This window comes from Okibacterium fritillariae (assembly GCF_052783725.1).
This window is the reverse complement of record NZ_CP199917.1, coordinates 1,591,596-1,613,862: the sequence shown is the minus strand read 5'-3', so window position 1 is coordinate 1,613,862 and position 22,267 is coordinate 1,591,596. Positions and strand designations below refer to the sequence as shown.

The following is a 22,267-nucleotide window of genomic DNA, read 5'->3' as shown; positions in this document are numbered from 1 at the left end:
GCTTAACCTCACCAGGAGGAACAATGACCGTCGAACGTGAGCAGAATCCCGAGTTCGAGGCGTACGCGCACCCCGAACGTCTCGTCAGCACCGCCTGGGTGGCGGAGAATCTCGGCCGTGAGGGCCTCGTCGTCGTCGAATCCGACGAAGACGTGCTGCTCTACGAGACCGGGCACATCCCGGGCGCCGTGAAGGTGGACTGGCACACCGAGCTCAACGACCCCGTGCAGCGCGATTACATCGACGGTGCCGGTTTCGCGGCCCTGCTCTCGAAGAAGGGCATCTCGCGCGACGACACCGTCGTCATCTACGGCGACAAGAACAACTGGTGGGCCGCCTACGCCCTCTGGGTCTTCAGCCTGTTCGGCCACGAAGACGTGCGATTGATGGATGGCGGCCGCGACACGTGGATCGCCGAGGGCCGCGCCTTGAGCACCGAACGCCCTGCACGCCCCGCCACCGACTACCCCGTCGTCACGCGCGACGACTCGGCTCTGCGCGCCTACAAGGACGACGTGCTGGCCCACCTCGGCCGCCCTCTCATCGACGTGCGCAGCCCCGAGGAGTACAGCGGCGAACGCACGACGGCCCCGGCCTACCCCGAAGAGGGCGCCCTGCGCGCCGGCCACATCCCCACCGCCCGCAGCGTGCCGTGGGGCAAGGCCGTTGCCGAAGACGGCCGATTCAAGAACGTCGACGAGCTGTCGGCCATCTACCGCGACGGCGCCGGCCTCACCGACGGCGAACCCGTCATCGCCTATTGCCGCATCGGCGAACGCTCGAGCCACACGTGGTTCGTGCTGCAGCACCTGCTGGGCTTCGAGGACGTCAAGAACTACGACGGCTCGTGGACCGAATGGGGCAGCGCCGTGCGCGTCCCCATCGTCACGGGTGCCGAGCCCGGCGAGGCCCCGCAGACGCGCTAGCGTTGACGCATGAGTGACAGCACCCTCACCGGCCAGGCGGCCGAGATCCGCGACGAATTCCTCGACCTCGACCTGTCGTCGCGACTCGAACTGCTGCTCGAGTTCTCGAACGAGCTGCCGGCTCTGCCCGAGCGTCTCGCCGACCATCCCGAGCTGCTCGAGCGCGTGGCCGAATGCCAGGCCCCCGTGTTCATCGTGGTCGAGGTCGACGACGGTCTCGTGACGATGTTCGCGCAGGCCCCGCCCGAGGCCCCGACCACGCGCGGGTTCGCGTCCATCCTGGCCCAGACGCTCAACGGCCTCACGGTCGACGAGGCGTTGGCGCTGCCCGACGACTACCCGCAGATGCTGGGCCTGTCGAAGGCGGTCTCGCCGCTGCGCCTCAACGGCATGAGCGGCATGCTGCAGCGCGCCAAGCGACAGCTGCGGGCCCGGGTCGGTCGATGACCGAGGCGGATGCCGACGCCCCCGTCATCGCGCGCGGCACCGGGTTGACCGAGATCGTACCCGCCACGGCATCCCGCTGCACCGGCCGCACCGCCGACTCGAAGAAGTGGGTCTCGGAACGGTACCGCCCGCAGGCCGATCGGTGGTTGGCGCTCAACATGATCTCGAGCATCAACGGCTCGGCGACGGGCCCGGATGGCACGAGCGAAACGCTCTCGAACCGCACCGACCGCATGATCCTCGGCGTCATCCGCGACCACGCCGACGCCGTGCTCGTGGGCGCCGAGAGCGTGCGCGCCGAAGGCTACGTCATGCCGAAGACCGCCGTACTGGCCGTCGTCACGCGCTCGGGCTCCCTCGCGGGCCACAAGCTGGGCGACGACTACGACGCCGAGCGACTCGTCGTGCTCTACCCGGCCGGCAACGAGGAGCAGGTGCTCGCCAACCTCGGCGACCTGCCGTGCCGACGCCTGGCCATGCCTGGCAACGACCCGGGGCCGGCCGAGATCGTCGAGACGCTGGCGGCCAACGGCTACCCGAGCGTCGTGTGCGAGGGTGGGCCCAGCCTGGCGGGTCAATTCATCCGTGCCGGTCAGGTGGATGCTGTGTACCTCAGTGTTGCGCCCACCTTCGTGCTGCCGGCCCGCCCCCTCATCGGTGGCGACGACGAGTTCCAGCGGTGGTTCACGCTCGACGGGCTGCTCGTCGACGACGACGGCAACACCTACCACCGGCTGCGGCCCGACACGCAGGACCGCACCGCGGCTTAGGGCTCACGGGCCGCTCAGGCGCCGCGCGGGAAGTTCTTGTCGAGCCAACCCGCGATCGAGCGGTTCCAGCGGTCGGGGTCGTAGTTCCACAGCTTGGTGTGGCGTGCCACCTGGAAGATGTCGAGCGTCACGAGGTCGGGGCGCGCGTCGGCCAGGGCGTGCGAACCGCTCGACGGCACGAAACCGTCGTCGTCGCTGTGCAGGATGAGGATCGGCACCGACAGTTCGCTGCTGCGCGCGACGATGTCGAGCGACGGCAGGTCGAGCGGCGCGTCGAGGCCCGTCAGGCGGCGGCCCCACGGGTTGCCGAGCGCGGCCAGTGCGCCGTGTCGAACGATGGGCGGGATGCTCTCGGCCTCGGCCTGGAACACGAGCACCCGGTTCCAGTCGGTGACGGGAGATTCGAGGATGATTCCGCGCACGGCCTCACGATTGCGCCCCTGTAGGGCGACCTGCAGGCTGATGGCGCCGCCCATCGACCAGCCCATGAGGATCACGTCGCGCGCGCCGGCGGCCAGGGCGTAGTCGATGGCCGCGTCGACGTCTTCCCATTCGGTGGCACCGAGACCATAGCGACCGTCGGCACTCCGCGGAGCGTCGCCGTCGTTGCGGTAGGACACGTTCAGGGTGGTGAAGCCGGCGTCGCGCAGCACGGGCACGGCACGCACCGGCTCGCCGCGACCGACGCCGCGGCCGTGCACCAGGATCACCCAGGTGTCGCGGGGATTCTCGGCGGGCACGAGCCATGCCGGGGCCGCTCCGATGGGCGTCTCGATGCGCACGCTCTCGGACTCGAGGCCCAACTCGCGCGGGTGCTGGTAGTACCAGCCGCTGAAGGTCGCCCGACCGTGCAACGGAAGGCCGATCTCGTCGCTCTCGAGGCGACGCGTCACCGACGTGCGGTCGCGCCAGAGCACGGGGCCGAGCTTGAGGTAGCGCTCGGGCTGCCCGAACCACATGCCGTATCGACCGGGAAGGATCGTGTCGGGCGTGGCCCGCAGCGTGATGGTCTTGCGACGCCGGTTGAGCGAGAGCACCTCGGTGTCGCGCTGCCTCTGCTTGGCGGGAGTCACCACCATGCGGGCGACGGCGCCCACGGCGACGACGGAGGCGATCGATGCGAGTGCGGCGACACCGCCGACGGCAGCGGCAGCGATGCCCACAATGCTCGACGACGGCTTGCGGCTTGGGACGGCGTGGCTCTGGGCTTTCATTGGAAAGTAACTCTAGTCTGCGAGGGTGGCTGATACACCGATCCCGGGCGAGTACCCGGTGGAGTTCCAGGTTGCGCTCGACGCCGTGCGTCGCGCGGACAACCGTCCCGAGCTCACCGTGACCGAAATCCCCGCCCCCGGCAAGCTGGCGCCCTACGCCGTCGCCCTTGCCGCCGATGTCACGCCCGCCCCCGCCCGGCACGGCGAGGACTCGCCGCTCGGCACCGGCCGCTTCATCCTCTTGCACGATCCCGACGGGGTGGATGCCTGGGGCGGCACGTTCCGCATCGTGTGCTTCGCGCAGGCCCCCCTCGAGACCGAGATCGGCCTCGACCCGTTCCTCGCCGAGGTGTCGTGGTCCTGGCTCGTCGACGCTCTCGATGCCCGCGACGCCCAGTACACGGCCGCCTCGGGCACGGCCACCAAGATCCTGTCCTCCGGTTTCGGCGAGCTCGCCGAACAGGGCGATGGCGCACAGATCGAGCTGCGCGCATCCTGGACCCCCCTCGAGCAGGATGTCTCGGCACACGTCGAGGGCTGGGGCGAGCTGCTGTGCATGCTCGCCGGCCTGCCCCCGACGACCGAAGGCGTCACGCTGCTCTCGACGAAAAGGAACCTCCGTGGCTGATCGTCACGTCATCGACACCCGCGAAGAGTATCTCGAGGCCGTCGACGCCATTGCTGCGGGTCACGGGCCCGTGGCCGTCGACGCCGAGCGCGCCTCGGGTTACCGCTATTCGCAGCGCGCCTACCTCATCCAGGTGTTCCGGCGCGGCGCCGGCATCTTCCTCTTCGACCCGCCCGCGATCGGCTCGTTCGACGAGCTGCAGGCCGTCATCCGCGACGAGGAGTGGGTGCTGCACGCCGCGAGCCAGGACCTGGCCTGCCTGCGCGAGGTCGGCCTCTCCCCCACGCACATCTTCGACACCGAGCTGGGCGGGCGCCTGCTCGGCCTGGCACGCGTCGGCCTCGGCGCCGTGGTCGAGGAGTTGCTCGGCATCCACCTGGCCAAGGAGCATTCGGCGGCCGACTGGTCGACGCGCCCGCTGCCCGAATCGTGGCTCGAATATGCGGCGCTCGACGTCGAACTGCTCGTCGACGTGCGCGACACGATGGACGAGATGCTCGTCGAGAGCGGCAAGAAGCAGATCGCCGAGCAAGAATTCGACGCCGAGGTGCAGAAGCCGGAGCGCGCCCCGCGGCACGAGCCGTGGCGCCGCCTGTCCGGCCTCCACTCGGTGCGCGGTGCCCGCAACCTGGCCGTCGCGCGTTCGCTCTGGGAGGCGCGGGATGCCCTCGCCCGCGAGCTCGACACCGCGCCCGGCCGACTCGTGCCCGACACGTCGCTCGTCGCCGCTGTGAAGGCCGAGCCCAAGACATCCAGCCAGCTCGCCAGTCTGCGCGCGTTCAGCGGACGCGCCAGCCGAACCGAGATCGACCGCTGGTGGGCCGCCATCGAGGCGGGTCGCACCACGACCGACCTGCCTGTGCTGCGGCCGCAGACCGACACGCTGCCCCCGCCCCGCAGCTGGTCGGAGCGCAACCCCGAAGCCGATCTGCGCCTGAAGGCCGCCCGCGCCGCGTTGACCACGGTCGCGGAAGAGCTCGGCATGCCCGTGGAGAACCTGCTGACCCCCGAGACGCTGCGCCGCGTGGCATGGGAACCGCCCGCCGAACTGGATGCCGCACACATCCGCTCTGCTCTCGAAGCGCTCGGCGCGCGCCCGTGGCAACTGGAGATAACCTCCGAGCCAATCACCACAGCCTTTGTGGAAGCCCACAACACGCCACCGGTCGAGGAGAGCCCGGAGTCGTAGGAAGGGTCAAAGGATTCCCCCGGGGAATGCGCTCCTCCTAGGCTTTCGAGCAACATCCGAAAGTGGGAGGCAGAGTGGCCGAGAGAACTGACGTCTATTTCGTCGATGGTGTTCGTACCCCGTTTGGGCGCGCCGGAGAAAAAGGCATGTACTGGAACACCCGGGCGGACGATCTTGTGGTGAAAGCCATGATCGGTTTGCTTGAGCGAAACCCCGACATGCCGAAGGATCGAGTGGATGACGTGGCCATCGCGGCCACCACCCAGGTCGGCGACCAGGGCCTCACGCTCGGCCGCACCGCCGCGTTGCTCGCCGGACTCCCCCGCTCGGTGCCCGGTTTCGCCATCGATCGCATGTGCGCGGGCGCCATGACGAGCGTCACCACGCTCGGCAGCGGTATCGCCTTCGGCGCCTACGACGTGGCCATCGCCGGTGGTGTCGAGCACATGGGCCGGCACCCCATGGGATTCAACGCCGACCCCAACCCGCGGTTCCTCGCCGAGAAGCTCGTCTCGGGTGACGCGCTCGACATGGGCAAGACCGCCGAGCGCATCCACGACCGGTTCCCGCACCTCACCAAGGAACGCTCCGACCGGTTCGGCATGCTGAGCCAGCAGAAGATCGCGGCGGCCTATGCCGCCGGCAAGATCCAGCCCGACCTCGTGCCCGTCGCCCTGCGCTCGGAGCAGGGTTGGGGCCTCGCCACGCAGGACGAGGGCATGCGGCCCGAGACGACCATGGAGGGGCTCGCCACGTTGCGCACGCCGTTCCGCCCGCACGGGCGCGTCACGGCCGGTAACGCCTCTCCCCTGACCGACGGCGCCACCGTGAGCCTGCTCGCGGGCTCGGATGCCGTCAAGGAATTCGGGCTGCGACCCAAGATGCGCATGGTCAGCTTCGCCTTCGCGGGCGTCGAACCCGAGATCATGGGCATCGGCCCCGTGCCTTCCACCGAGAAAGCGCTGCGCAAGGCCGGCCTGACGATCGACGACATCGGGCTGTTCGAGCTGAACGAGGCGTTCGCCGTGCAGGTGCTGTCGCTGCTCGACCACTTCGGCATCGACGACGACGACCCGCGCGTGAACCCCTGGGGCGGTGCGATCGCCGTGGGCCACCCGCTCGCCGCATCCGGTGTGCGCCTCATGATTCAGCTCGCGGCCCAGTTCGAGGAGCACCCCGAGGTGCGCTACGGCCTCACCGCCATGTGCGTGGGCCTCGGCCAGGGCGGCTCCGTCATCTGGGAGAACCCGCACTTCACGGGCAAGAAGGGACGCAAATAGCCATGACCGACTACACCACGATCGACTTCTCCGAACTGCTCGCGCTGAGTGCCGACGAGGTCGTGACGCACGCGTTCGTGCGCGACATCCCCCTCGCCTCGGGCAAGACGCTCGCACTCGTCACGCTCGACAACGGGCGCGACCACACGCGGCCCAACACGCTCGGCCCGGCAACGCTGCTCGAGCTGGACGGCGTTCTCGACGCTCAGCGCGCCCGCGCCGCCTCCGGCGAGATCGACGGGCTGGCCATCACGGGCAAGCCGTTCATCCTGGCCGCCGGCGCCGACCTGTCGAAGGTCAGCGAGATTCCCTCTAAGAAGGTCGCGAAGCAGCTCGCGCAGCTCGGGCACCACGTGCTCGGCAAGCTGGGCGATCTGGGCGTTCCCACCTTCGTGTTCATCAACGGGCTCGCGCTCGGTGGTGGGCTCGAGATCGGTTTGAACGCCACCTACCGCACCATCGACGCCTCGGCCCCGGCCGTCGCGCTGCCCGAAGTGTTCCTCGGAATCATCCCGGGCTGGGGCGGCGCCTATCTGCTGCCCAACCTGATCGGCATCGAGAACGCCCTCAAGGTGGTCGTCGAGAACCCGCTCAAGACCAACCGGATGCTGAAGGCCCAACAGGTCTTCGATCTCGGCATCGCCGACGCCATCTTCCCGTCGGCCAGCTACCTCGAATCGTCGCTCGCGTGGGCCGACGGCGTGCTCTCGGGCCGCATCAAGGTCGTGCGCAAGAACGAGCCGGGCAAGGTCGAACGACTCGTCAAGTGGGATGCCGCCATCGGCATCGCGCGCAAGATGCTCGAGTCGAAGATCGGCACCGTGCCGAAGTCGCCGTATGCCGCGCTCGATCTGCTGAAGGCCGCGAAGAGCGGATCGAAGGCCGACGGGTTCGCGCGCGAAGACGAGGCGCTCTCCGAACTCATCTCGGGCGACCAGTTCCAGGCCAGCATCTACGCGTTCAACCTCGTGCAGAAGCGGGCCAAGCATCCGGCCGGCGCGCCCGACAAGAAGCTCGCGCAGCGCGTGACGAAGGTCGGTGTGATCGGAGCGGGTCTCATGGCCAGCCAGTTCGCGCTACTGTTCGTGCGGCGCCTGCAGGTCCCCGTTGTCATCACCGACCTCGACCAGGCGCGTGTCGACAAGGGCATCTCCTACATCCGTGACGAGATCGACGCGCTCCTCACCAAGGGGCGCATCGGCAACGACGAGGCCAACCGGCTTAAGGCGCTCGTCACGGGCACGACCTCGAAGGCCGACTTCGCGGACTGCGACTGGGTCATCGAGGCTGTCTTCGAAGAGCTGGGCGTCAAGCAGGATGTCTTCGCCGACGTCGAGCAGTACATCTCCGACACCGCCATCCTCGCGACCAACACGTCGTCGCTGTCGGTGGAGCAGATCGGGTCGAAGCTCGCGCATCCCGAACGCGTCGTCGGCTTCCACTTCTTCAACCCGGTCGCCGTCATGCCGCTCATCGAGGTCGTGCGCACGCCGCACACCACCGACGAGGCACTCGCGACCGCCATGGTGACGGCCGCCAACCTGAAGAAGAACGCCGTCATCACGCGCGACACCCCCGGGTTCGTCGTCAACCGCATCCTCGCCAAGTTGCTCGGCGAGGCTATGCACGCCGTCGACACGGGCACCCCCTTCGACGTGGTCAATCACGCGCTCGACGACTTCGGCCTGCCGATGTCGCCATTCGAATTGCTCGAGCTCGTCGGGCTCACGGTGGGTGCGCACGTGCTCGACACGCACCACGCCGCGTTCCCCGAGCGGTTCTTCGACAGCCCCAACCTGCACCGCCTCGCCGAGCACGGCAAGATCTTCGAGCGCGACAGTAAGGGCAAGATCACGGGCTTCGACAAGAAGGCCGTGAAGATCGTCTCGGGCGGCAACGCGCCACAGACGGGCGAAGAGATCCGCCGCCGGGTCGAAGACGGCCTGGCCGACGAGATCCACCGCATGCTCGAGGACGACGTGGTGCACGCGCCCGAGGACATCGACCTGTGCCTCATCCTCGGCGCCGGCTGGCCGTTCCACATGGGTGGCGCGACGCCCTACCTCGACCGCGTGGGCGCCTCCGAGCGAGTCTTCGGCGACACGTTCCACCACCCGCCCATCGTCGGCGTGGAGTAACACCCGATTGCACGCAAAAGGCCCCCTGTCTGTGGAGAGGGGGCCTTTTGCGTGTGAGATTATTCGAACTCAGAGCTGCTCGGCGTCTCCGTCGGCCTTCGTCGTGCGGCCGGGAACGGCGTGCTGCTCCTCGTCGGAATCGCCGCCCAGCGAGGGCTCGTCACCGTCGTTGGAGAGAGGTCGCGCAACGGGGATCCGGCTGCCGAGAACCTGGTCGACGACGTCACGCGCGATCTGCTGGGCAGTGAGGCCTGCGTCCGACAGGATCTGCTCGCGCGAGGCGTGGTCGATGAACTCGTCGGGCACACCCAGCTCGTCCACGGCCGTGTCGACTCCGGCCGCGCGCAGGTCCTGTCGGATGCGCGTGCCGACGCCGCCGACGCGGATGCCGTCCTCGATCGTGATGACCAGTCGGTGTTCGCGCGCCAGCTCGATCACGCTCTGCGCCACGGGAACGACCCAGCGCGGGTCGATGACGGTCGCGCCGATGCCCTGCGCCTGCAGCCTCTCCGCTACGTCGACGCCCATGGCGGCCATCGGGCCGACCGTGATGATCAGCACGTCGTTGCGCTCGCTCTCGACGAGCACCTCCACGCCGTCATCGAAGCGTCGGATGGCTGGAAGCTCGGGGTTGACCAACCCTTTCGGGAAGCGCAGCACGGTCGGGGCGTCCTCGACGCGCACGGCCTCGGCGAGCTCTTCGCGCAGGCGCACGGCGTCGCGCGGTGCGGCGATGCGGATGTGGGGCACGACCTGCAGAATCGCGAGATCCCAGATGCCGTGGTGGCTCGGGCCATCGGGGCCCGTGACCCCGGCGCGGTCGAGCACAAAGGTGACGCCGGCCTTGTGCAGCGCGACATCCATGAGGATCTGGTCGAAAGCGCGGTTGACGAACGTAGCGTAGAGCGCGACGATGGGGTGCAATCCCCCGAAGGCCAAACCGGCGGCGGATGTCGCGGCGTGCTGTTCGGCAATGCCGACGTCGTGCACGCGCTTCGGGAAGCGCTCGGCCATGCGGTGCAGACCGGTGGGCCGCAGCATGGCGGCCGTGATGCCCACGATCTTGTCGTTGCGCTCGGCTTCGTGCACGAGCGCGTCGCTGAAGATGCCCGTCCACGAGTCGCCCTCGGAGGCCGTCACGGGTTCACCGGTGATCGGGTCGATCTTGCCGACGGCGTGGAACTGGTCGGCGACGTCGTCGACGGCGGGGCCGTAGCCCTTGCCCTTCTGCGTGATGGCGTGCACGATGACGGGCGCGTTGTGGTCGCGCGCCTGCGTGAGCGCCTCCTGCATGGCGTCGACGTCGTGCCCGTCGACCGGGCCGATGTACTTGATGTCGAGGTTGGAGTAGAGCGCCTCGTTGTCGGTGAAGCGGCTGAGGAACCCGTGCAGGCCGCCGCGAACGCCGCGGTAGAAGGCGCGTGCCGGCGAACCGAGCCGCGAGAAGGCCTTCTCGCTCGACTTCTGCAGCGTCGTGTACATGGGGCGCGTGCGCACGTTGCTGAGGAACTTGGCCATGCCGCCGATGGTGGGCGCGTAGGACCGGCCGTTGTCGTTGACGACGATGATGAGGCGACGCGTGTTGTCGTCGCTGATGTTGTTCAGCGCTTCCCACGTCATACCGCCCGTGAGGGCCCCGTCGCCCACGACCGCGACAACGGCACGGTCGTGCTGGCCCGTCATGTCGTAGGCACGCGAGATGCCGTCGGCCCAGCTGAGGGATGACGATGCGTGCGAGGACTCGACGATGTCGTGCGGAGACTCGGAGCGCTGCGGATACCCCGCGAGACCCCCGCGTTGGCGGAGGCCCGCGAAGTCTTGCCGACCCGTGAGCAGCTTGTGCACATAGCTCTGGTGTCCGGTGTCGAACACGATGGAGTCACGCGGGGACTCGAACACTCGGTGGATCGCGATCGTGAGTTCGATCACACCGAGGTTCGGCCCCAAGTGCCCGCCGGTCCGCGACACCTCGCTGACGAGGAAGTCGCGGATCTCTTGGGCGAGCTGCACCAGCTGCTCGCTCGAGAGGCCATCGAGATCACGGGGACCATGGATGTTCTCGAGAAGGCTCATGAATCTGAGTCTAGCTCTGCTAGCTAGGCGACCAATGAGCGCAACACGTACTGCAGGATTCCACCGTTGCGGTAGTAATCGGCCTCACCGGGCGTGTCGATGCGGACGACGGCGTCGAACTCGATCGGGGTGCGCGAGGCAACCGATTCGTTGCTCGGCGTTGCCACCACGTGGACGGTCTTCGGCGTGCGGCCCTCGTTGAGTTCTTCGATGCCCGTGATCGAAACGACCTCGGTTCCGTCGAGTCCCAGGCTCTCGGCCGTCTCGCCCGCCGGGAACTGCAGCGGCACGACGCCCATACCGATGAGGTTGGAGCGGTGGATGCGCTCGAAGCTCTCGGCGATGACGGCGCGCACGCCGAGCAGCGACGTGCCCTTGGCGGCCCAGTCACGCGACGAACCCGAGCCGTACTCCTTGCCCGCGAAGATCACGAGCGGGGTGCCGGCGGCCTGGTAGTTCTCGGACGCGTCGTAGATGAACGACTGCGGGGCGCCCTCCTGCGTGAAGTCGCGGGTGTAGCCACCCTCGACGCCGTCGAGCAGCTGGTTGCGCAGGCGGATGTTCGCGAAGGTTCCGCGAATCATGACCTCGTGGTTTCCGCGGCGCGAGCCGTAGGAGTTGAAGTCCTTGCGGTCGACGCCGTTCGCGGCCAGGTAGTGGCCGGCGGGGCTGTCGGCCTTGATCTGGCCGGCGGGGCTGATGTGGTCGGTGGTGACCGAGTCGCCCAGCTTGGCGAGAACACGCGCACCCGTGATGTCGGTGACCGGGGTGGTCTCGAGCGTCATGCCGTCGAAGTATGGGGGCTTCCGCACGTAGGTGGATTTCTCGTCCCACTCGAACGTGGCGCCCGTCGGGGTGGGCAGCGAACGCCAGCGCTCGTCGCCCTCGAAGACACCCGCGTACTCGTGGGTGAACATCTCGGTGTCGATCGACGAGTCGATGGTCGACTGCACCTCGGCGGCGTCGGGCCAGATGTCCTTCAGGAAGACATCGTTGCCGTCAGCGTCGAGGCCGAGTGCGTCGGTCTCGAAGTCGAAGTTCATGGTGCCGGCGAGGGCGTAGGCGATGACGAGCGGAGGGCTCGCGAGGTAGTTCATCTTGACGTCGGGGTTGATGCGACCCTCGAAGTTGCGGTTTCCGCTCAGCACGGCGGTGACGGCCAGATCGTTCTTCTGCACGGCCTCGGACACTTCCTCGGGCAGCGGGCCCGAGTTACCGATGCACGTGGTGCAGCCGTAGCCGACGAGGTAGAAGCCGAGGTCTTCGAGGTAGCCTGTGAGGCCGGCCTTGTCGTAGTAGTCGGTGACGACCTTCGAGCCCGGTGCCAGCGTGGTCTTGACCCACGGCTTGGCCTTGAGGCCCTTCTTGCTGGCGTTGCGTGCCAACAGACCGGCCGCGAGCATGACCGACGGGTTGGACGTGTTGGTGCACGAGGTGATCGCCGCGATGGCGACGGCGCCGTGGTCGATCGTGACGTCATCACCCGAGGCGAGCGTGATCTCGGTGGGCTTCGTCACGGTCTGCGGTGCCGTGCTCTGGTGCTCGTGGTGGTGGTGCGACTCGCCATCCTCCGGCTGCAATTCACCGGGGTCGGATGCCGGGAACGACTGCGCGACGGTCAGATCGACGATGTCGTGCTCCACCGTTGCGTAGTTGTTGAGGTCGACCGCGAACTGGCTCTTGGCCTCGGACAGCTCGATGCGGTCCTGCGGGCGCTTCGGGCCGGCGATCGAGGGGACGACCGTCGCGAGGTCGAGCTCGAGGTACTCGCTGAAGACCGGCTCGACCGACGGGTCGTGCCAGAGCGTCTGCTCCTTGGCGTAGGCCTCGACCAGGGCGACCTGCTCGTCGCTGCGACCCGTGAGGCGCAGGTAGTCGAGCGTGACGTCGTCGATCGGGAACATGGCCGCGGTGGAGCCGAACTCGGGGCTCATGTTGCCGATGGTGGCGCGGTTGGCGAGCGGCACGGCACCCACCCCCGAGCCGTAGAACTCGACGAACTTGCCGACGACACCGTGCTTGCGCAGCATCTCGGTGATCGTGAGCACGACGTCGGTGGCCGTGACACCCGTGGGGATGGTGCCGGAGAGCTTGAAGCCGACGACCTTCGGGATGAGCATGGAGACGGGCTGGCCGAGCATGGCCGCCTCGGCCTCGATGCCGCCCACGCCCCAGCCGAGCACACCCAGGCCGTTGACCATGGTGGTGTGCGAGTCGGTGCCGACGCACGTGTCGGGGTAGGCCTGCAGCACGCCGCCGACCTCACGCGTCATGGTGACGCGCGCCAGGTATTCGATGTTGACCTGGTGGACGATGCCCGTTCCGGGCGGCACGACCTTGAAGTCGTCGAACGCGGTCTGGCCCCAGCGAAGGAACTGGTAGCGCTCACCGTTGCGCTCGTATTCGATCTCGACGTTGCGCTCGAAGGCGTTGGGCTGACCGAAGAGGTCGGCGATGACCGAGTGGTCGATGACCAGCTCGGCGGGAGCGAGCGGATTGATCTTGGTGGGGTCGCCACCGAGGGCCGAGACGGCCTCACGCATGGTGGCGAGGTCGACGATGCAGGGCACACCGGTGAAGTCCTGCATGACAACGCGGGCGGGGCTGAACTGGATCTCGGTGTCGGGTTCGGATGCCGGGTTCCACTGCGAGATGGCCTCGATCTGCGACCGCGTGACGTTCTTACCGTCTTCGGTGCGGAGCAGGTTCTCGAGCAGGACCTTCAGGCTGAACGGGAGCTTCTCGTAACCGGCGACACTGTCGATTCGGAAGATCTCGTAGTCGGATTTACCGACGGTGAGCTGTTGTTTGGCCCCAAAGCTGTTCACGTTTGACACTGTGCCTTCTCCTTCGTTGGCAGAGGCAAGTCGCACGCTTGCCGCTTGTCGATTCTCGGCCTCAGAAGGGGGGTAAGGCTAGCAAGGCGAGCCTAAGTGCTTCCGAGAGACGGCGATCGAACGTTGCCGTATTTATCTTGATGTCGAGATAATTCTAGCAGCGTGCGGTGAGGTGCAGCGTCAGGTGGGCGAACCCGGGCGAGCAGGCGTGTCGGATGCCGCGGCATCCGTTTCGGGAGCACGGTAAAGGCCGCGCACCACGAGCCAGCTGACGACGAGCAGCGGGGCGTAGAGCGGGATGCCCATGAGCAACTTGGTGGAGCCCAGCCATTCGACGTTGCCCGAGTAATAGAGAGGCAACTGCACGGCCAGGCGCAGGATGAAGAGACCCGCCCATGCCAGCGTCAGCCAGCGCAGGGCGCGGCGCTTGACGCGGTCCTGGCGCCAGGCGACACCGTCGTTCATGAGGAAGCCGACCGCGAGGCCGATGAGCGGCCAGCCGACGAACACCGAGACGAGCAGCACGGCACCATAGGCGCCATTCGTGATGAAGCCCAGAACGAAGTTGTCCTCGGGTTTGTTGGTGATCAGCGCCAGCACGGCCGACAAGACCACGCCCACGAGGCCGCCGAGCGCCGCCGTCACGGGAGTCTTGCCGATGATGCGCAAGAGCGTGAGGATGGCCGCGACGCCGACCGAGACCCCGAGGGCCCAGGGAAGACTCTTCGTGAAGGTGAAGACGAGGAGGAACAACAGGCCGGGAACGATCGCCTCGATGATGCCGCGCACACCGCCCATCGCCTTCAGCAGGGCCGCCCCTGTCGGCCGCTCGGACTCCATGAGATCGCCCAGCCCGGCCTTACGAGCCGCCCCGGCCAAGGAAGCCCCGAGGACCGTCGCCGGCTCGGGAGCGTCTTGACCTGTCGCACCGTGATCGTCGGCCGTGGAGCGCTGTGCCGACGACGGCGCCGGCGCCGCCGACTCGTCGGGCGACGCGCCGTAACGGCCGACGGGATGCTCGCCGCTTGCCTGGTGGGGATCGCTCATGTCGAGGCTCTACGCCTCTTCACCCGCGCCGGCGGGCATCTTCAGGGGAATGAGGTCGCGCGGGGGCATGGGGGTGTCGCCGCGCACGACGACGACGCTGCGGAAGAGCTCCTCGACGAGGGCGCCCTTCTCGGCATCCGTCGCCCCGGCACCGGCGATGACGCCGCGCAGGAACCAGCGGGGTCCATCGACGCCCACGAAGCGGGCGATGCGGGTGGCGGCCGGCTGACCGGCGGGCACCTGAACGGGCACCTCGGCGAGCAGCTCGTAGCCGAGACCACCCTCACGCTCGGTGACCGTTCCGCCCTGAGAACCGATCTGCTCGGCGATCTGCTCGCGCGTCTCGTTCCACAGGCCGATCGAGCGGGGCGCCGCGAAGGCTTGGATCTGCAGCGTGGATTCGGCGTAGTCGAGACCCACCGCCACGATGCGTTTGGTCGACTCCTCGATCTCGAGGCGCAGGTTCAGCCCCTCCCGCGGAAGGATCTTCACTCCCCCGAGGTCGATGTAGGGGCGCACGGCGTTGGCTTCGCTCTCGTCGAGCGGGCCTTCGGTGGCGCGGTCGTCGGGTGCCGACTTCGTGGTGTCGAGAACCGTCTCCTCGTCGGCGGGAGCTTCGAGCGCGTCACCCGTGGCCGTCGTCACCTCGGACGACGCCTCATCTGCCGTGGCGGCGTCGACCGTCTCGATGGCGGTGTCGGGCTGTTCCTCTTTGTTCTTGCCTTTGCGCAGTTTCATGCGTTCGCTCCAGTCGGTGTGTCAGAAGAAGTGGGGTCGGATGCCGCGGCGCTGTCGTAGCCCGTCGAACCGAAGCCGCCGGCGCCGCGGGCACTACCCGGCAACGTCTCGACGGGAACGAACGTGGCCCGGGAGACGGGCATGACGATGAGCTGCGCGATGCGGTCGCCGACCGCGATCTCGTAGGGCTCGCGCGCATCCGTGTTGAGCAGGGTGACCTTGATCTCGCCCCGGTAGCCGGCGTCGACCGTGCCCGGCGAATTCACGATGGTGATGCCGTGCTTGGTGGCGAGGCCGGAGCGCGGCACGACGAAGGCGACGAAGCCGTCGGGCAGGGCGATGGAGACTCCCGTGCCGACCAGTCGACGCTCGCCCGGCTGGAGAATCAGGTGCTCGCTGGACACCAGGTCGGCGCCCGCGTCACCCGGATGGGCGTAGCGCGGAACCTCGGGGGCGATAATAAGAACGTCAACGCTTTCGGTCACAGATCGAGGGTAGTGCAGATCGATCAACGAAGTGAGTCATGTCCCCTTATCGCGAACGGCTCTGGCCGGCCCCCTGGATCTACATTTCGACGGCGCTCGTCATCCCCGCCAGCATCCTCGTCCTCGCCCCCATCTCGTGGGTGGCCGGAGTCATCACGGCGGTGATTCTCTATGGCGGCATGACCACCCTGTTCGTCGTGGGCGCTCCGACCATCAGCGTCGGTGACGGCGAGCTGCGCGCCGGCCGGGCCCGCATCAGCCTCGACCTGGTCGGGACTCCCAAGGCATTCACAGGAACCGACGCCGCTTTACAGCGTGGCCGCAAGCTCGACGCTCGCGCCTACATGTTGTTCCGCGGATGGATTTCCGGGGTCGTCCGCATCCCCGTGCTCGACGACAACGACCCGACGCCCTACTGGCTCGTGTCCACGCGGGAGCCACAAAAATTGGCCGCCGCGATCGAGGGATCGCGACGGCCAGAAAGCGTCTGAGCAGGCCTGCTGCTTAGGCGGCGCACTCCACGCAGATCGCGCCGAGCTTGGTCTCGTGGTCGATGAGCGAGCGGTGCTTCACGAGGAAGCACTCCACGCACGTGAACTCGTCTGCCTGGGGAGGCAGCACGACGACATCGAGGTCGAGGTCGGAGAGGTCGGCGCCGGGAAGGTCGAAGCCACCCGGGTTGTCGGCGTCTTCGACGTCGACCGCACCAGACAGCTTGTCGGGGACACGCTCCTTCAGGGCCTCGATCGACTCAGAGTCGTCGTCGCTCTTTCGGGGTGCGTCATAATCCGTTGCCATTGTTTTCCACTTCTTTTCTCGTCCGCCGACCGTGTCCGGCGGCGATAGTTTGCATCAAAGATGAACGAATAGCAAACCAGTACTGGGCTCCCTGATTCGTCGCTGCATCCAACTCACGGCACGCCCGCGTTATTCCCGGTCTACAGGGGTTCGACGTGCGACCATCGAGTGAATTGATCTCAGCCTCGGAGGCACATGATTATGCAGGAACTGACTGTCATCGGCGTCGACGGCAATGCCATCGTCGCGAGCACCGACAACGGGGTGCAATTTCGCCTCGCCGTCGACGAGTCCCTTCTCTCCCATGTGCGTCGCGCGCGCAAACAGGCGACGGGCGATGCCCCGAAGCTGAGCCCTCGCGAGATCCAGGCTCACATCCGCTCGGGCATGTCGGCCGAAGAGGTCGCGGATGTCACGGGCGCCGAGATCGACTACGTGCGCCGTTTCGAGGGCCCCATCGTCGCCGAACGTGAGCACATGGTTGCAGCGGCCCTCAGCGTTCCGGTGCTCGCGGCCATCGACCCCCGCGTGGATGACGAGGAGCCGACGTTCGGGTCCGCCATCCGTGCGCGCCTCGAGAGTCTCGACGCGAGCGACGAGCGCTGGACGAGCTGGAAGGATGAGAACGGCTGGATCGTCAAGCTGTCGTTCACGGCCTCCGATGTCGAGCACGACGCCCGCTGGACCTTCGAGCCCAAGAAGAACGCCCTCGCGCCGCTCGGAGCCGAAGCCGTGACGCTGTCGCGCCAGGGCGCGCTGCCCGCCGAGGGACTCATCCCCAAGCTGCGCGCCGTCGAGCGCGAGTCTTCGTCACCCGATGACAGCCGGTTCGACAGCGGAGCGTTCACGTTCGTGCCAGCGGCCGCCGACCCCGAGATCGACCTCAACGACACGGCCTCTCAGATCGAGATCGGCCCCGTGGATGTCGCGCCCCACCACCGCAGCTCGTCGAAGGCCGCGGATGCCGCGATCAACCGTGCCGAGGACCAGGGCGGGCCGTCGAACCAGACGGCCGACCTGCTCGAAGCCCTGCGCCGCCGCCGTGGCGAACGCGAATCGGCCGCCCGTGCGCCGCAGCCCGAAGCCTCGCCCGCTCCCGACGCCGCGCGCCCCTCCGTGCAGCCGTCCGGTGAACGTGGTTCCGCCCCCTTCGGCGGCTCGCCGTTCTCCGACTCCCCCTTCGCCGCCGGCGCCGCCAGCGCGTCGAACCCTTCGGGCCTGCGCGATGCGTCGCGCACCGACGAGTCCCGCGAGCGTGCGAGCGGCGACCGCAACGATCGTGGCGACCGCGGTCCGCGCAACGGTGAGGCCGAGGCCCACGACGATCACGGCCCGTTGCGCGGCCCCGTGCGGCCCGTCGACGTGCCGCTCGAGAACTTCGACACCCTCACGGGCGCGGCCTCCTCGAAGCGCTCAGACGACGACCAGAAGCCCCCGGCCATCACGCCGGCTCGCGGGTCCAAGCGTGGCCGCACGGCCATGCCGTCGTGGGACGAGATCGTCTTCGGCGCTCGAACCGACGACGACTGAGAATCGCTGACGCCCGACATCCCGAGGGCGCTCGTGAGGCGACTGCCGCACCGCGGATGAGCCCGGTCCACCGGGACATACTTCGCGGTGCTCTCTCGGATGATCGTGAGTGCTCACTGTGAGTGCGCACTAACGCGTCGGGGTCGTTACTGTCCGAAGGCTCCGAAGCGGATGAACGGAACCGTCCGTTCCTCATCGGTCAGCGAACCATGCTGACCGACCATGCGTCGCGCCGCCTGATCGGCCGGCCGGGAGTCGTAATAGGCGATGCGTTTGCGGGCCGCCACGATGACGTCGCCGATGCGCGGCAAAACGTCGTCGTGCACGTCCCCGAAGAGTCCGTCGCCGACCGCTTCGTCCCGGCTGAACACCCATGCACGCTCGCCCTCCGAGTCGCGCCAGACATCCGCCAAGCCGAGCCGATCGGATGCCGTCGCACCGGGTTCGAGGTAGAGGTGCAAGCAGCGCGGCTCCCCGCCCACGTGCCGCACCCCCTCGACCAGCTCGGGCGCCTGATCGAACAGCACCTGCGACCCGTGCGGAACGTCGAGCGAGCCGTGGTCGGCCGTGAGGATCACCCCGACGCGCCGACCGACGGATGCGACAAAACGTCGCATCTCGCCGTCCAGCTCCTCGAGGGCCGCGGTCCAGCGGTCGGACTCCCAGCCGTGCTGGTGCGAGATCTTGTCGAGTTCGGGCACGTAGAGGTAGGTGAGTGAGCGGCTGTTCGCCCGTGTGAGGGCGTCCGCGCGTTCGAAGCGGGCGCGCAACGTGTCGGCGGGCTCGTAGGACGCGCCGCGCAGGGTGGCCCGGGTGAAGCCCGAACCCGCGAACGTAGCGGGGCCGACGGCGAAGGCTGCGACATCCGCATCGCCCGCCTGTTCGAAGACCGTGCGGCAGCGCTGCCACGTCTCGGGGTCCATGCCGGCATCCCAGCCCGTCAGGCCGTTGACCAGCCGATCGTGCCGGGCATCGAGCATGCGATAGCCGACGAGGCCGTGCTGCCCGGGTTCAGCCCCCGTCGTGAGGGACGTCAGCGCGGCCGCCGTCGTCGACGGGAAGACCGTCGAGATGGTGCGGTCGGGGGCCGAGCGGAGGAAGCGGGCATAACCCGACCGCGCCGAGAGCAAACGCGAGCCGAGGCCGTCGACGACGACCACGACGACGTGATCGACCGCGGGCAGGCCCGACGGGTTGGCGACACCCCCGATCGCGGCCAGCGAATCCGGCAGCACACCGGTCAGGCTGCGCGGACGAACGGGCGGGATCGATACGATTGAAGCCACCGGGAAAGTCTGGCACATCCAGGCGAGAACCCTCCCGTCGCCCGCAACCGGACCACCACCCAGGTCAGAAAACACGTATGCCCCGCAGCGATAAGAATGCCCCCGCCGCCCCGATCAACGAGCGCATCGAAGACGTCGACGTCTCGGCTGAAATGCAGGGGTCCTTCCTCGAGTACGCCTACTCGGTCATCTATTCGCGTGCGCTTCCCGATGCCCGCGACGGACTCAAGCCCGTGCAGCGCCGCATCCTCTATCAGATGACCGAGATGGGGCTGCGGCCCGACCGTGGGCACGTGAAGTCGGCCCGCGTGGTCGGCGAGGTGATGGGAAAGCTGCACCCGCACGGCGACAGCGCCATCTATGACGCCCTCGTGCGCCTGGCCCAGCCCTTCACCCTGCGCGTGCCGCTCGTCGACGGCCACGGCAACTTCGGCTCGCTCGACGACGGCCCGGCCGCCTCGCGCTACACCGAGGCGCGCCTCGAGGCCGCCGCGCTCGCGCTCACGGCCGACCTCGATGAAGACGTCGTCGACTTCGTGCCCAACTACGACAACCAGTTCCAGCAGCCCGAGGTGTTGCCGGCCGCCTACCCCAACCTCCTCGTCAACGGCGCGAGCGGCATCGCGGTCGGCATGGCCACCAACATGGCCCCGCACAACCTCATCGAGGTCGTGGGTGCCGCGCGCCACCTGCTCGAACACCCGGATGCTTCGCTCGACGATCTGATGGAGTTCGTGCCCGGCCCCGATCTGCCCACCGGTGGCACCATCGTCGGCCTCGACGGCATCCGAGACGCCTATGCCACGGGCCGCGGAGCGTTCAAGACGCGAGCCCGCGTGCGCATCGAGGCGATCACGCCGCGCAAGCAGGGCATCATCGTCACCGAGCTGCCCTACCTCGTCGGCCCCGAGAAGGTCATCGAGAAGATCAAAGACGGCGTCAACAACAAGAAGCTCTCGGGCATCTCCGACGTCACCGACCTCACCGACCGCACCAACGGGCTGCAGCTCGTCATTGGCATCAAGACGGGTTTCAGTCCCGAGGCCGTGCTCGAACAGCTCTACCGCTACACGCCGCTCGAGGACTCGTTCTCAATCAACAACGTCGCGCTCGTCGAGGGCGGGCCGCGCACGCTGGGCCTGCGCGAGCTGCTCGAGGTCTATGTGAAGCACCGCATCTCGGTGGTCACGCGCCGCTCGACCTACCGCCTGGCGCGGCGCAAGGAGCGCCTGCACCTCGTCGAGGGTCTGCTCATCGCGATCCTCGACATCGACGAGGTCATCCAGGTCATCCGCGCGTCGGATGACAGCGACCAGGCGCGCTCGCGGCTGATCGACGTATTCGACCTCAGCCAGGTGCAGGCCGAGTACATCCTCGAGCTGCGCCTGCGGCGCCTCACCAAGTTCTCTCGTATCGAACTCGAGGCCGAGCGCGACAAGCTGCTCGCCGAGATCGCCGAGCTCGAAGAGATCCTCGGCAGCACGGCTCGGTTGCACGCTCTCGTGTCCGACGAGCTCGAGGCCGTCGCCGAGCAATTCGGCACACCCCGACGCACCCTCCTGACGGCCGCAAAGCCGTCTATCGCCTCGGCCGGGTCGCGCAAGAACCAGCCCGTGCTCGAGCTCGCCGACACGCCCTGCCGCATCTACCTGAGCGCGACCGGGCGCATGGTGCGCGTCGACTACCCCGGCGAGGGTGGCCTCGAACCCGTCGCCGCTCCCCCGCGCCGCAGCAAACACGACGCCGTGCTGTCGATGCTCGAGACGTCGAGCCGCACCGAGGTGGGCGCTGTGACGAGCCTCGGCCGCCTCATCCGGTTCTCGCCGCTCGAGCTGCCCGTCGTGCCGCCCAACTCGGTGCAGCTGGGCGCGGGCGTGCGCATCGCCGACTACATCACGTTGCAGCCCAAGGAGCGCGTGCTCGCGGTCGTGGCCCTCGACTCGGCCAAACCGATCGCCCTCGGCACGCGGACCGGTGTGGTCAAACGCGTCACGCCGGGCGACTGGCCGAACAAACCCGAGTTCGAGGTCATCCAGCTGAAGCCGAAAGACGTCGTCATCGCGGCGGCCCCGTCGACCGACACGGATGAATTCGTGTTCGTCACGAGCGACGCCCAGCTCTTGCGGTTCGCCGCCTCCGCCGTCCGCCCGCAGGGGCGTACCGCCGGAGGCATGGCGGGCATCAAGCTCGGTGCCGGCGCCTCGGTCATCTCGTTCCACGTCGTGCGGGCCGACGAGACGACGCGCACCGTCGTCGCGACGGTCGCTGCGAACACCAGCGCGCTGGCCGGCACCGACCCCGGCAGCGGCAAGGTGAGCGCCTTCGACGAGTTCCCGGCCAAGGGTCGCGCGACCGGCGGCGTGCGGGCGCAGCGCTTCCTGAAGGGTGAGGATGCACTCGTCGTGGCCTGGGTCGGCCCCGAGCCGGCTCTGGCCGTTGCTACCGACGGCGCCGTGCGCAAGCTCCCCGAGGCCCTCGCCAAGCGCGACGCGTCGGGTCAGTTCCTAGAGGGCGTCGTGGGCTACATCGGTGCGAGCATTGCGACGCCGGCCGACGCCGTGGGAGCCCTCGCGGCCGGATCCGACCCCGTGCCGCTTACCGCCGCCGAGCGGGACACCGCCGATTCGGCGCCATCGGCGCCCAGCGAATCGCCTGAGAGCGCCGTCGGAACCACCTTGACCGTCGACGGGGCCGGCTCTGAAGCATCCGTCCAGGATGCCCTCGACACGCCATTGGCGGCGTCAGACATCCCGAGCGTGCCTGACGACGGCGGCGAGTCGGACGACGCTGCTCTCTTCTAAGGAAGTCACGCCCGAGGAGCACTCTTCCGGAGGCATATTGAGGGGCCGCCCGCTTTCGCTCGTGGGCGGCCCCTCAACGT

General features: G+C 68.2%; 18 protein-coding genes. 10 read left to right on the top strand and 8 right to left on the bottom strand.

From position 1 onward, the window contains the following. Window positions 1-23 precede the first annotated feature (23 nt). From ACUWEX_RS07525 to ACUWEX_RS07515, 3 genes are read left to right on the top strand one after another with little or no spacing between them, the layout of a single operon-like run. Window positions 24-926 (top strand): sulfurtransferase, encoded by a 903-nt coding sequence (locus ACUWEX_RS07525; protein WP_079727522.1) that lies wholly within the window; start codon window positions 24-26, stop codon window positions 924-926. Window positions 927-935: 9 nt separating this feature from the next. After that, entirely contained in the window at window positions 936-1,373 is a 438-nt protein-coding gene (locus ACUWEX_RS07520; protein WP_079727521.1) for a SufE family protein, read from the top strand. Next, on the top strand, window positions 1,370-2,143 hold the full coding sequence (locus ACUWEX_RS07515; protein ID WP_445995839.1) for a dihydrofolate reductase family protein: 774 nt from the start codon (window positions 1,370-1,372) through the stop codon (window positions 2,141-2,143). The genes ACUWEX_RS07520 and ACUWEX_RS07515 overlap by 4 nt, the downstream gene beginning before the upstream one ends. 14 nt (window positions 2,144-2,157) lie before the next feature. On the opposite strand, the gene ACUWEX_RS07510 is transcribed toward ACUWEX_RS07515, so the two are convergent. Beyond that, window positions 2,158-3,357, bottom strand: coding sequence for an alpha/beta hydrolase family protein (locus ACUWEX_RS07510; protein ID WP_445995838.1), 1,200 nt, complete (start codon window positions 3,355-3,357; stop codon window positions 2,158-2,160). Between the two features lie 25 nt (window positions 3,358-3,382). On the opposite strand from ACUWEX_RS07510, the gene ACUWEX_RS07505 reads away from it, so the two are divergent. From ACUWEX_RS07505 to ACUWEX_RS07490, 4 genes are all read left to right on the top strand, one after another. Then, window positions 3,383-3,985, top strand: a complete 603-nt coding sequence (locus ACUWEX_RS07505; protein WP_077053264.1) for a DUF3000 domain-containing protein — start codon at window positions 3,383-3,385, stop codon at window positions 3,983-3,985. After that, window positions 3,978-5,174: an HRDC domain-containing protein gene (locus ACUWEX_RS07500; protein WP_445995837.1), complete on the top strand. Its 1,197-nt coding sequence runs from the start codon at window positions 3,978-3,980 to the stop codon at window positions 5,172-5,174. Before ACUWEX_RS07505 ends, ACUWEX_RS07500 begins: the two co-directional genes overlap by 8 nt. A gap of 74 nt (window positions 5,175-5,248) precedes the next feature. Continuing rightward, complete coding sequence (locus tag ACUWEX_RS07495; protein ID WP_445995836.1) at window positions 5,249-6,454, top strand: thiolase family protein; 1,206 nt, start codon at window positions 5,249-5,251, stop codon at window positions 6,452-6,454. A gap of 2 nt (window positions 6,455-6,456) precedes the next feature. Continuing rightward, the gene (locus ACUWEX_RS07490) at window positions 6,457-8,592 is read left to right on the top strand and encodes a 3-hydroxyacyl-CoA dehydrogenase NAD-binding domain-containing protein (RefSeq protein ID WP_445995835.1); all 2,136 of its coding nucleotides are present in this window, start codon (window positions 6,457-6,459) and stop codon (window positions 8,590-8,592) included. A gap of 69 nt (window positions 8,593-8,661) precedes the next feature. Here ACUWEX_RS07490 and dxs read toward each other — a convergent pair whose 3' ends face one another. The 5 genes from dxs to dut all read right to left on the bottom strand — a co-directional run bounded on the left by dxs (window position 8,662) and on the right by dut (window position 15,772). Further along, complete coding sequence (gene dxs / locus ACUWEX_RS07485; RefSeq protein ID WP_445995834.1) at window positions 8,662-10,665, bottom strand: 1-deoxy-D-xylulose-5-phosphate synthase; 2,004 nt, start codon at window positions 10,663-10,665, stop codon at window positions 8,662-8,664. 23 nt (window positions 10,666-10,688) lie between these two features. Beyond that, the gene (acnA, locus tag ACUWEX_RS07480; protein ID WP_445995833.1) at window positions 10,689-13,502 is read right to left on the bottom strand and encodes an aconitate hydratase AcnA; all 2,814 of its coding nucleotides are present in this window, start codon (window positions 13,500-13,502) and stop codon (window positions 10,689-10,691) included. Between the two features lie 180 nt (window positions 13,503-13,682). Next, window positions 13,683-14,549, bottom strand: a complete 867-nt coding sequence (locus tag ACUWEX_RS07475; RefSeq protein ID WP_445995832.1) for a DUF3159 domain-containing protein — start codon at window positions 14,547-14,549, stop codon at window positions 13,683-13,685. A gap of 9 nt (window positions 14,550-14,558) precedes the next feature. Then, entirely contained in the window at window positions 14,559-15,281 is a 723-nt protein-coding gene (locus ACUWEX_RS07470) for a DUF3710 domain-containing protein (protein WP_407668757.1), read from the bottom strand. Window positions 15,282-15,283: 2 nt separating this feature from the next. Next, on the bottom strand, window positions 15,284-15,772 hold the full coding sequence (dut, locus tag ACUWEX_RS07465) for a dUTP diphosphatase (RefSeq protein ID WP_445995831.1): 489 nt from the start codon (window positions 15,770-15,772) through the stop codon (window positions 15,284-15,286). A 38-nt stretch (window positions 15,773-15,810) separates the two neighbouring features. Here dut and ACUWEX_RS07460 point away from each other — a divergent pair, with 38 nt between their 5' ends. Next, the gene (locus tag ACUWEX_RS07460) at window positions 15,811-16,263 is read left to right on the top strand and encodes a DUF3093 domain-containing protein (protein ID WP_079727511.1); all 453 of its coding nucleotides are present in this window, start codon (window positions 15,811-15,813) and stop codon (window positions 16,261-16,263) included. A gap of 13 nt (window positions 16,264-16,276) precedes the next feature. Here the strand turns inward: ACUWEX_RS07460 and ACUWEX_RS07455 are convergent, their stop codons facing one another. Further along, a complete protein-coding gene (locus ACUWEX_RS07455; RefSeq protein ID WP_077053270.1) occupies window positions 16,277-16,570 on the bottom strand; it encodes a DUF4193 domain-containing protein in 294 nt (97 codons plus the stop codon). Between the two features lie 201 nt (window positions 16,571-16,771). On the opposite strand from ACUWEX_RS07455, the gene sepH reads away from it, so the two are divergent. Beyond that, window positions 16,772-18,100: a septation protein SepH gene (sepH, locus tag ACUWEX_RS07450; protein WP_445995830.1), complete on the top strand. Its 1,329-nt coding sequence runs from the start codon at window positions 16,772-16,774 to the stop codon at window positions 18,098-18,100. A gap of 146 nt (window positions 18,101-18,246) precedes the next feature. On the opposite strand, the gene ACUWEX_RS07445 is transcribed toward sepH, so the two are convergent. After that, complete coding sequence (locus tag ACUWEX_RS07445) at window positions 18,247-19,386, bottom strand: alkaline phosphatase family protein (protein ID WP_445995829.1); 1,140 nt, start codon at window positions 19,384-19,386, stop codon at window positions 18,247-18,249. A gap of 77 nt (window positions 19,387-19,463) precedes the next feature. Between ACUWEX_RS07445 and ACUWEX_RS07440 the strand changes: the two genes are divergently transcribed. Further along, window positions 19,464-22,187, top strand: coding sequence for a DNA gyrase/topoisomerase IV subunit A (locus ACUWEX_RS07440; RefSeq protein WP_445995828.1), 2,724 nt, complete (start codon window positions 19,464-19,466; stop codon window positions 22,185-22,187). The last annotated feature ends 80 nt before the right edge of the window (window positions 22,188-22,267 follow it).

Bases quoted from the DNA above. Each gene is read 5' to 3' on its own strand.
- ACUWEX_RS07520 (WP_079727521.1), top strand. From the start codon at position 936: ATGAGTGACAGCACCCTCACCGGCCAGGCGGCCGAGATCCGCGACGAA.
- ACUWEX_RS07515 (WP_445995839.1), top strand. From the start codon at position 1,370: ATGACCGAGGCGGATGCCGACGCCCCCGTCATCGCGCGCGGCACCGGG.
- ACUWEX_RS07475 (WP_445995832.1), bottom strand. From the start codon at position 14,549: ATGAGCGATCCCCACCAGGCAAGCGGCGAGCATCCCGTCGGCCGTTAC.
- ACUWEX_RS07510 (WP_445995838.1), bottom strand. From the start codon at position 3,357: ATGAAAGCCCAGAGCCACGCCGTCCCAAGCCGCAAGCCGTCGTCGAGC.
- ACUWEX_RS07455 (WP_077053270.1), bottom strand. From the start codon at position 16,570: ATGGCAACGGATTATGACGCACCCCGAAAGAGCGACGACGACTCTGAG.
- ACUWEX_RS07460 (WP_079727511.1), top strand. From the start codon at position 15,811: ATGTCCCCTTATCGCGAACGGCTCTGGCCGGCCCCCTGGATCTACATT.
- ACUWEX_RS07440 (WP_445995828.1), top strand. From the start codon at position 19,464: ATGCCCCGCAGCGATAAGAATGCCCCCGCCGCCCCGATCAACGAGCGC.
- sepH (WP_445995830.1), top strand. From the start codon at position 16,772: ATGCAGGAACTGACTGTCATCGGCGTCGACGGCAATGCCATCGTCGCG.
- dxs (WP_445995834.1), bottom strand. From the start codon at position 10,665: ATGAGCCTTCTCGAGAACATCCATGGTCCCCGTGATCTCGATGGCCTC.
- ACUWEX_RS07525 (WP_079727522.1), top strand. From the start codon at position 24: ATGACCGTCGAACGTGAGCAGAATCCCGAGTTCGAGGCGTACGCGCAC.
- ACUWEX_RS07490 (WP_445995835.1), top strand. From the start codon at position 6,457: ATGACCGACTACACCACGATCGACTTCTCCGAACTGCTCGCGCTGAGT.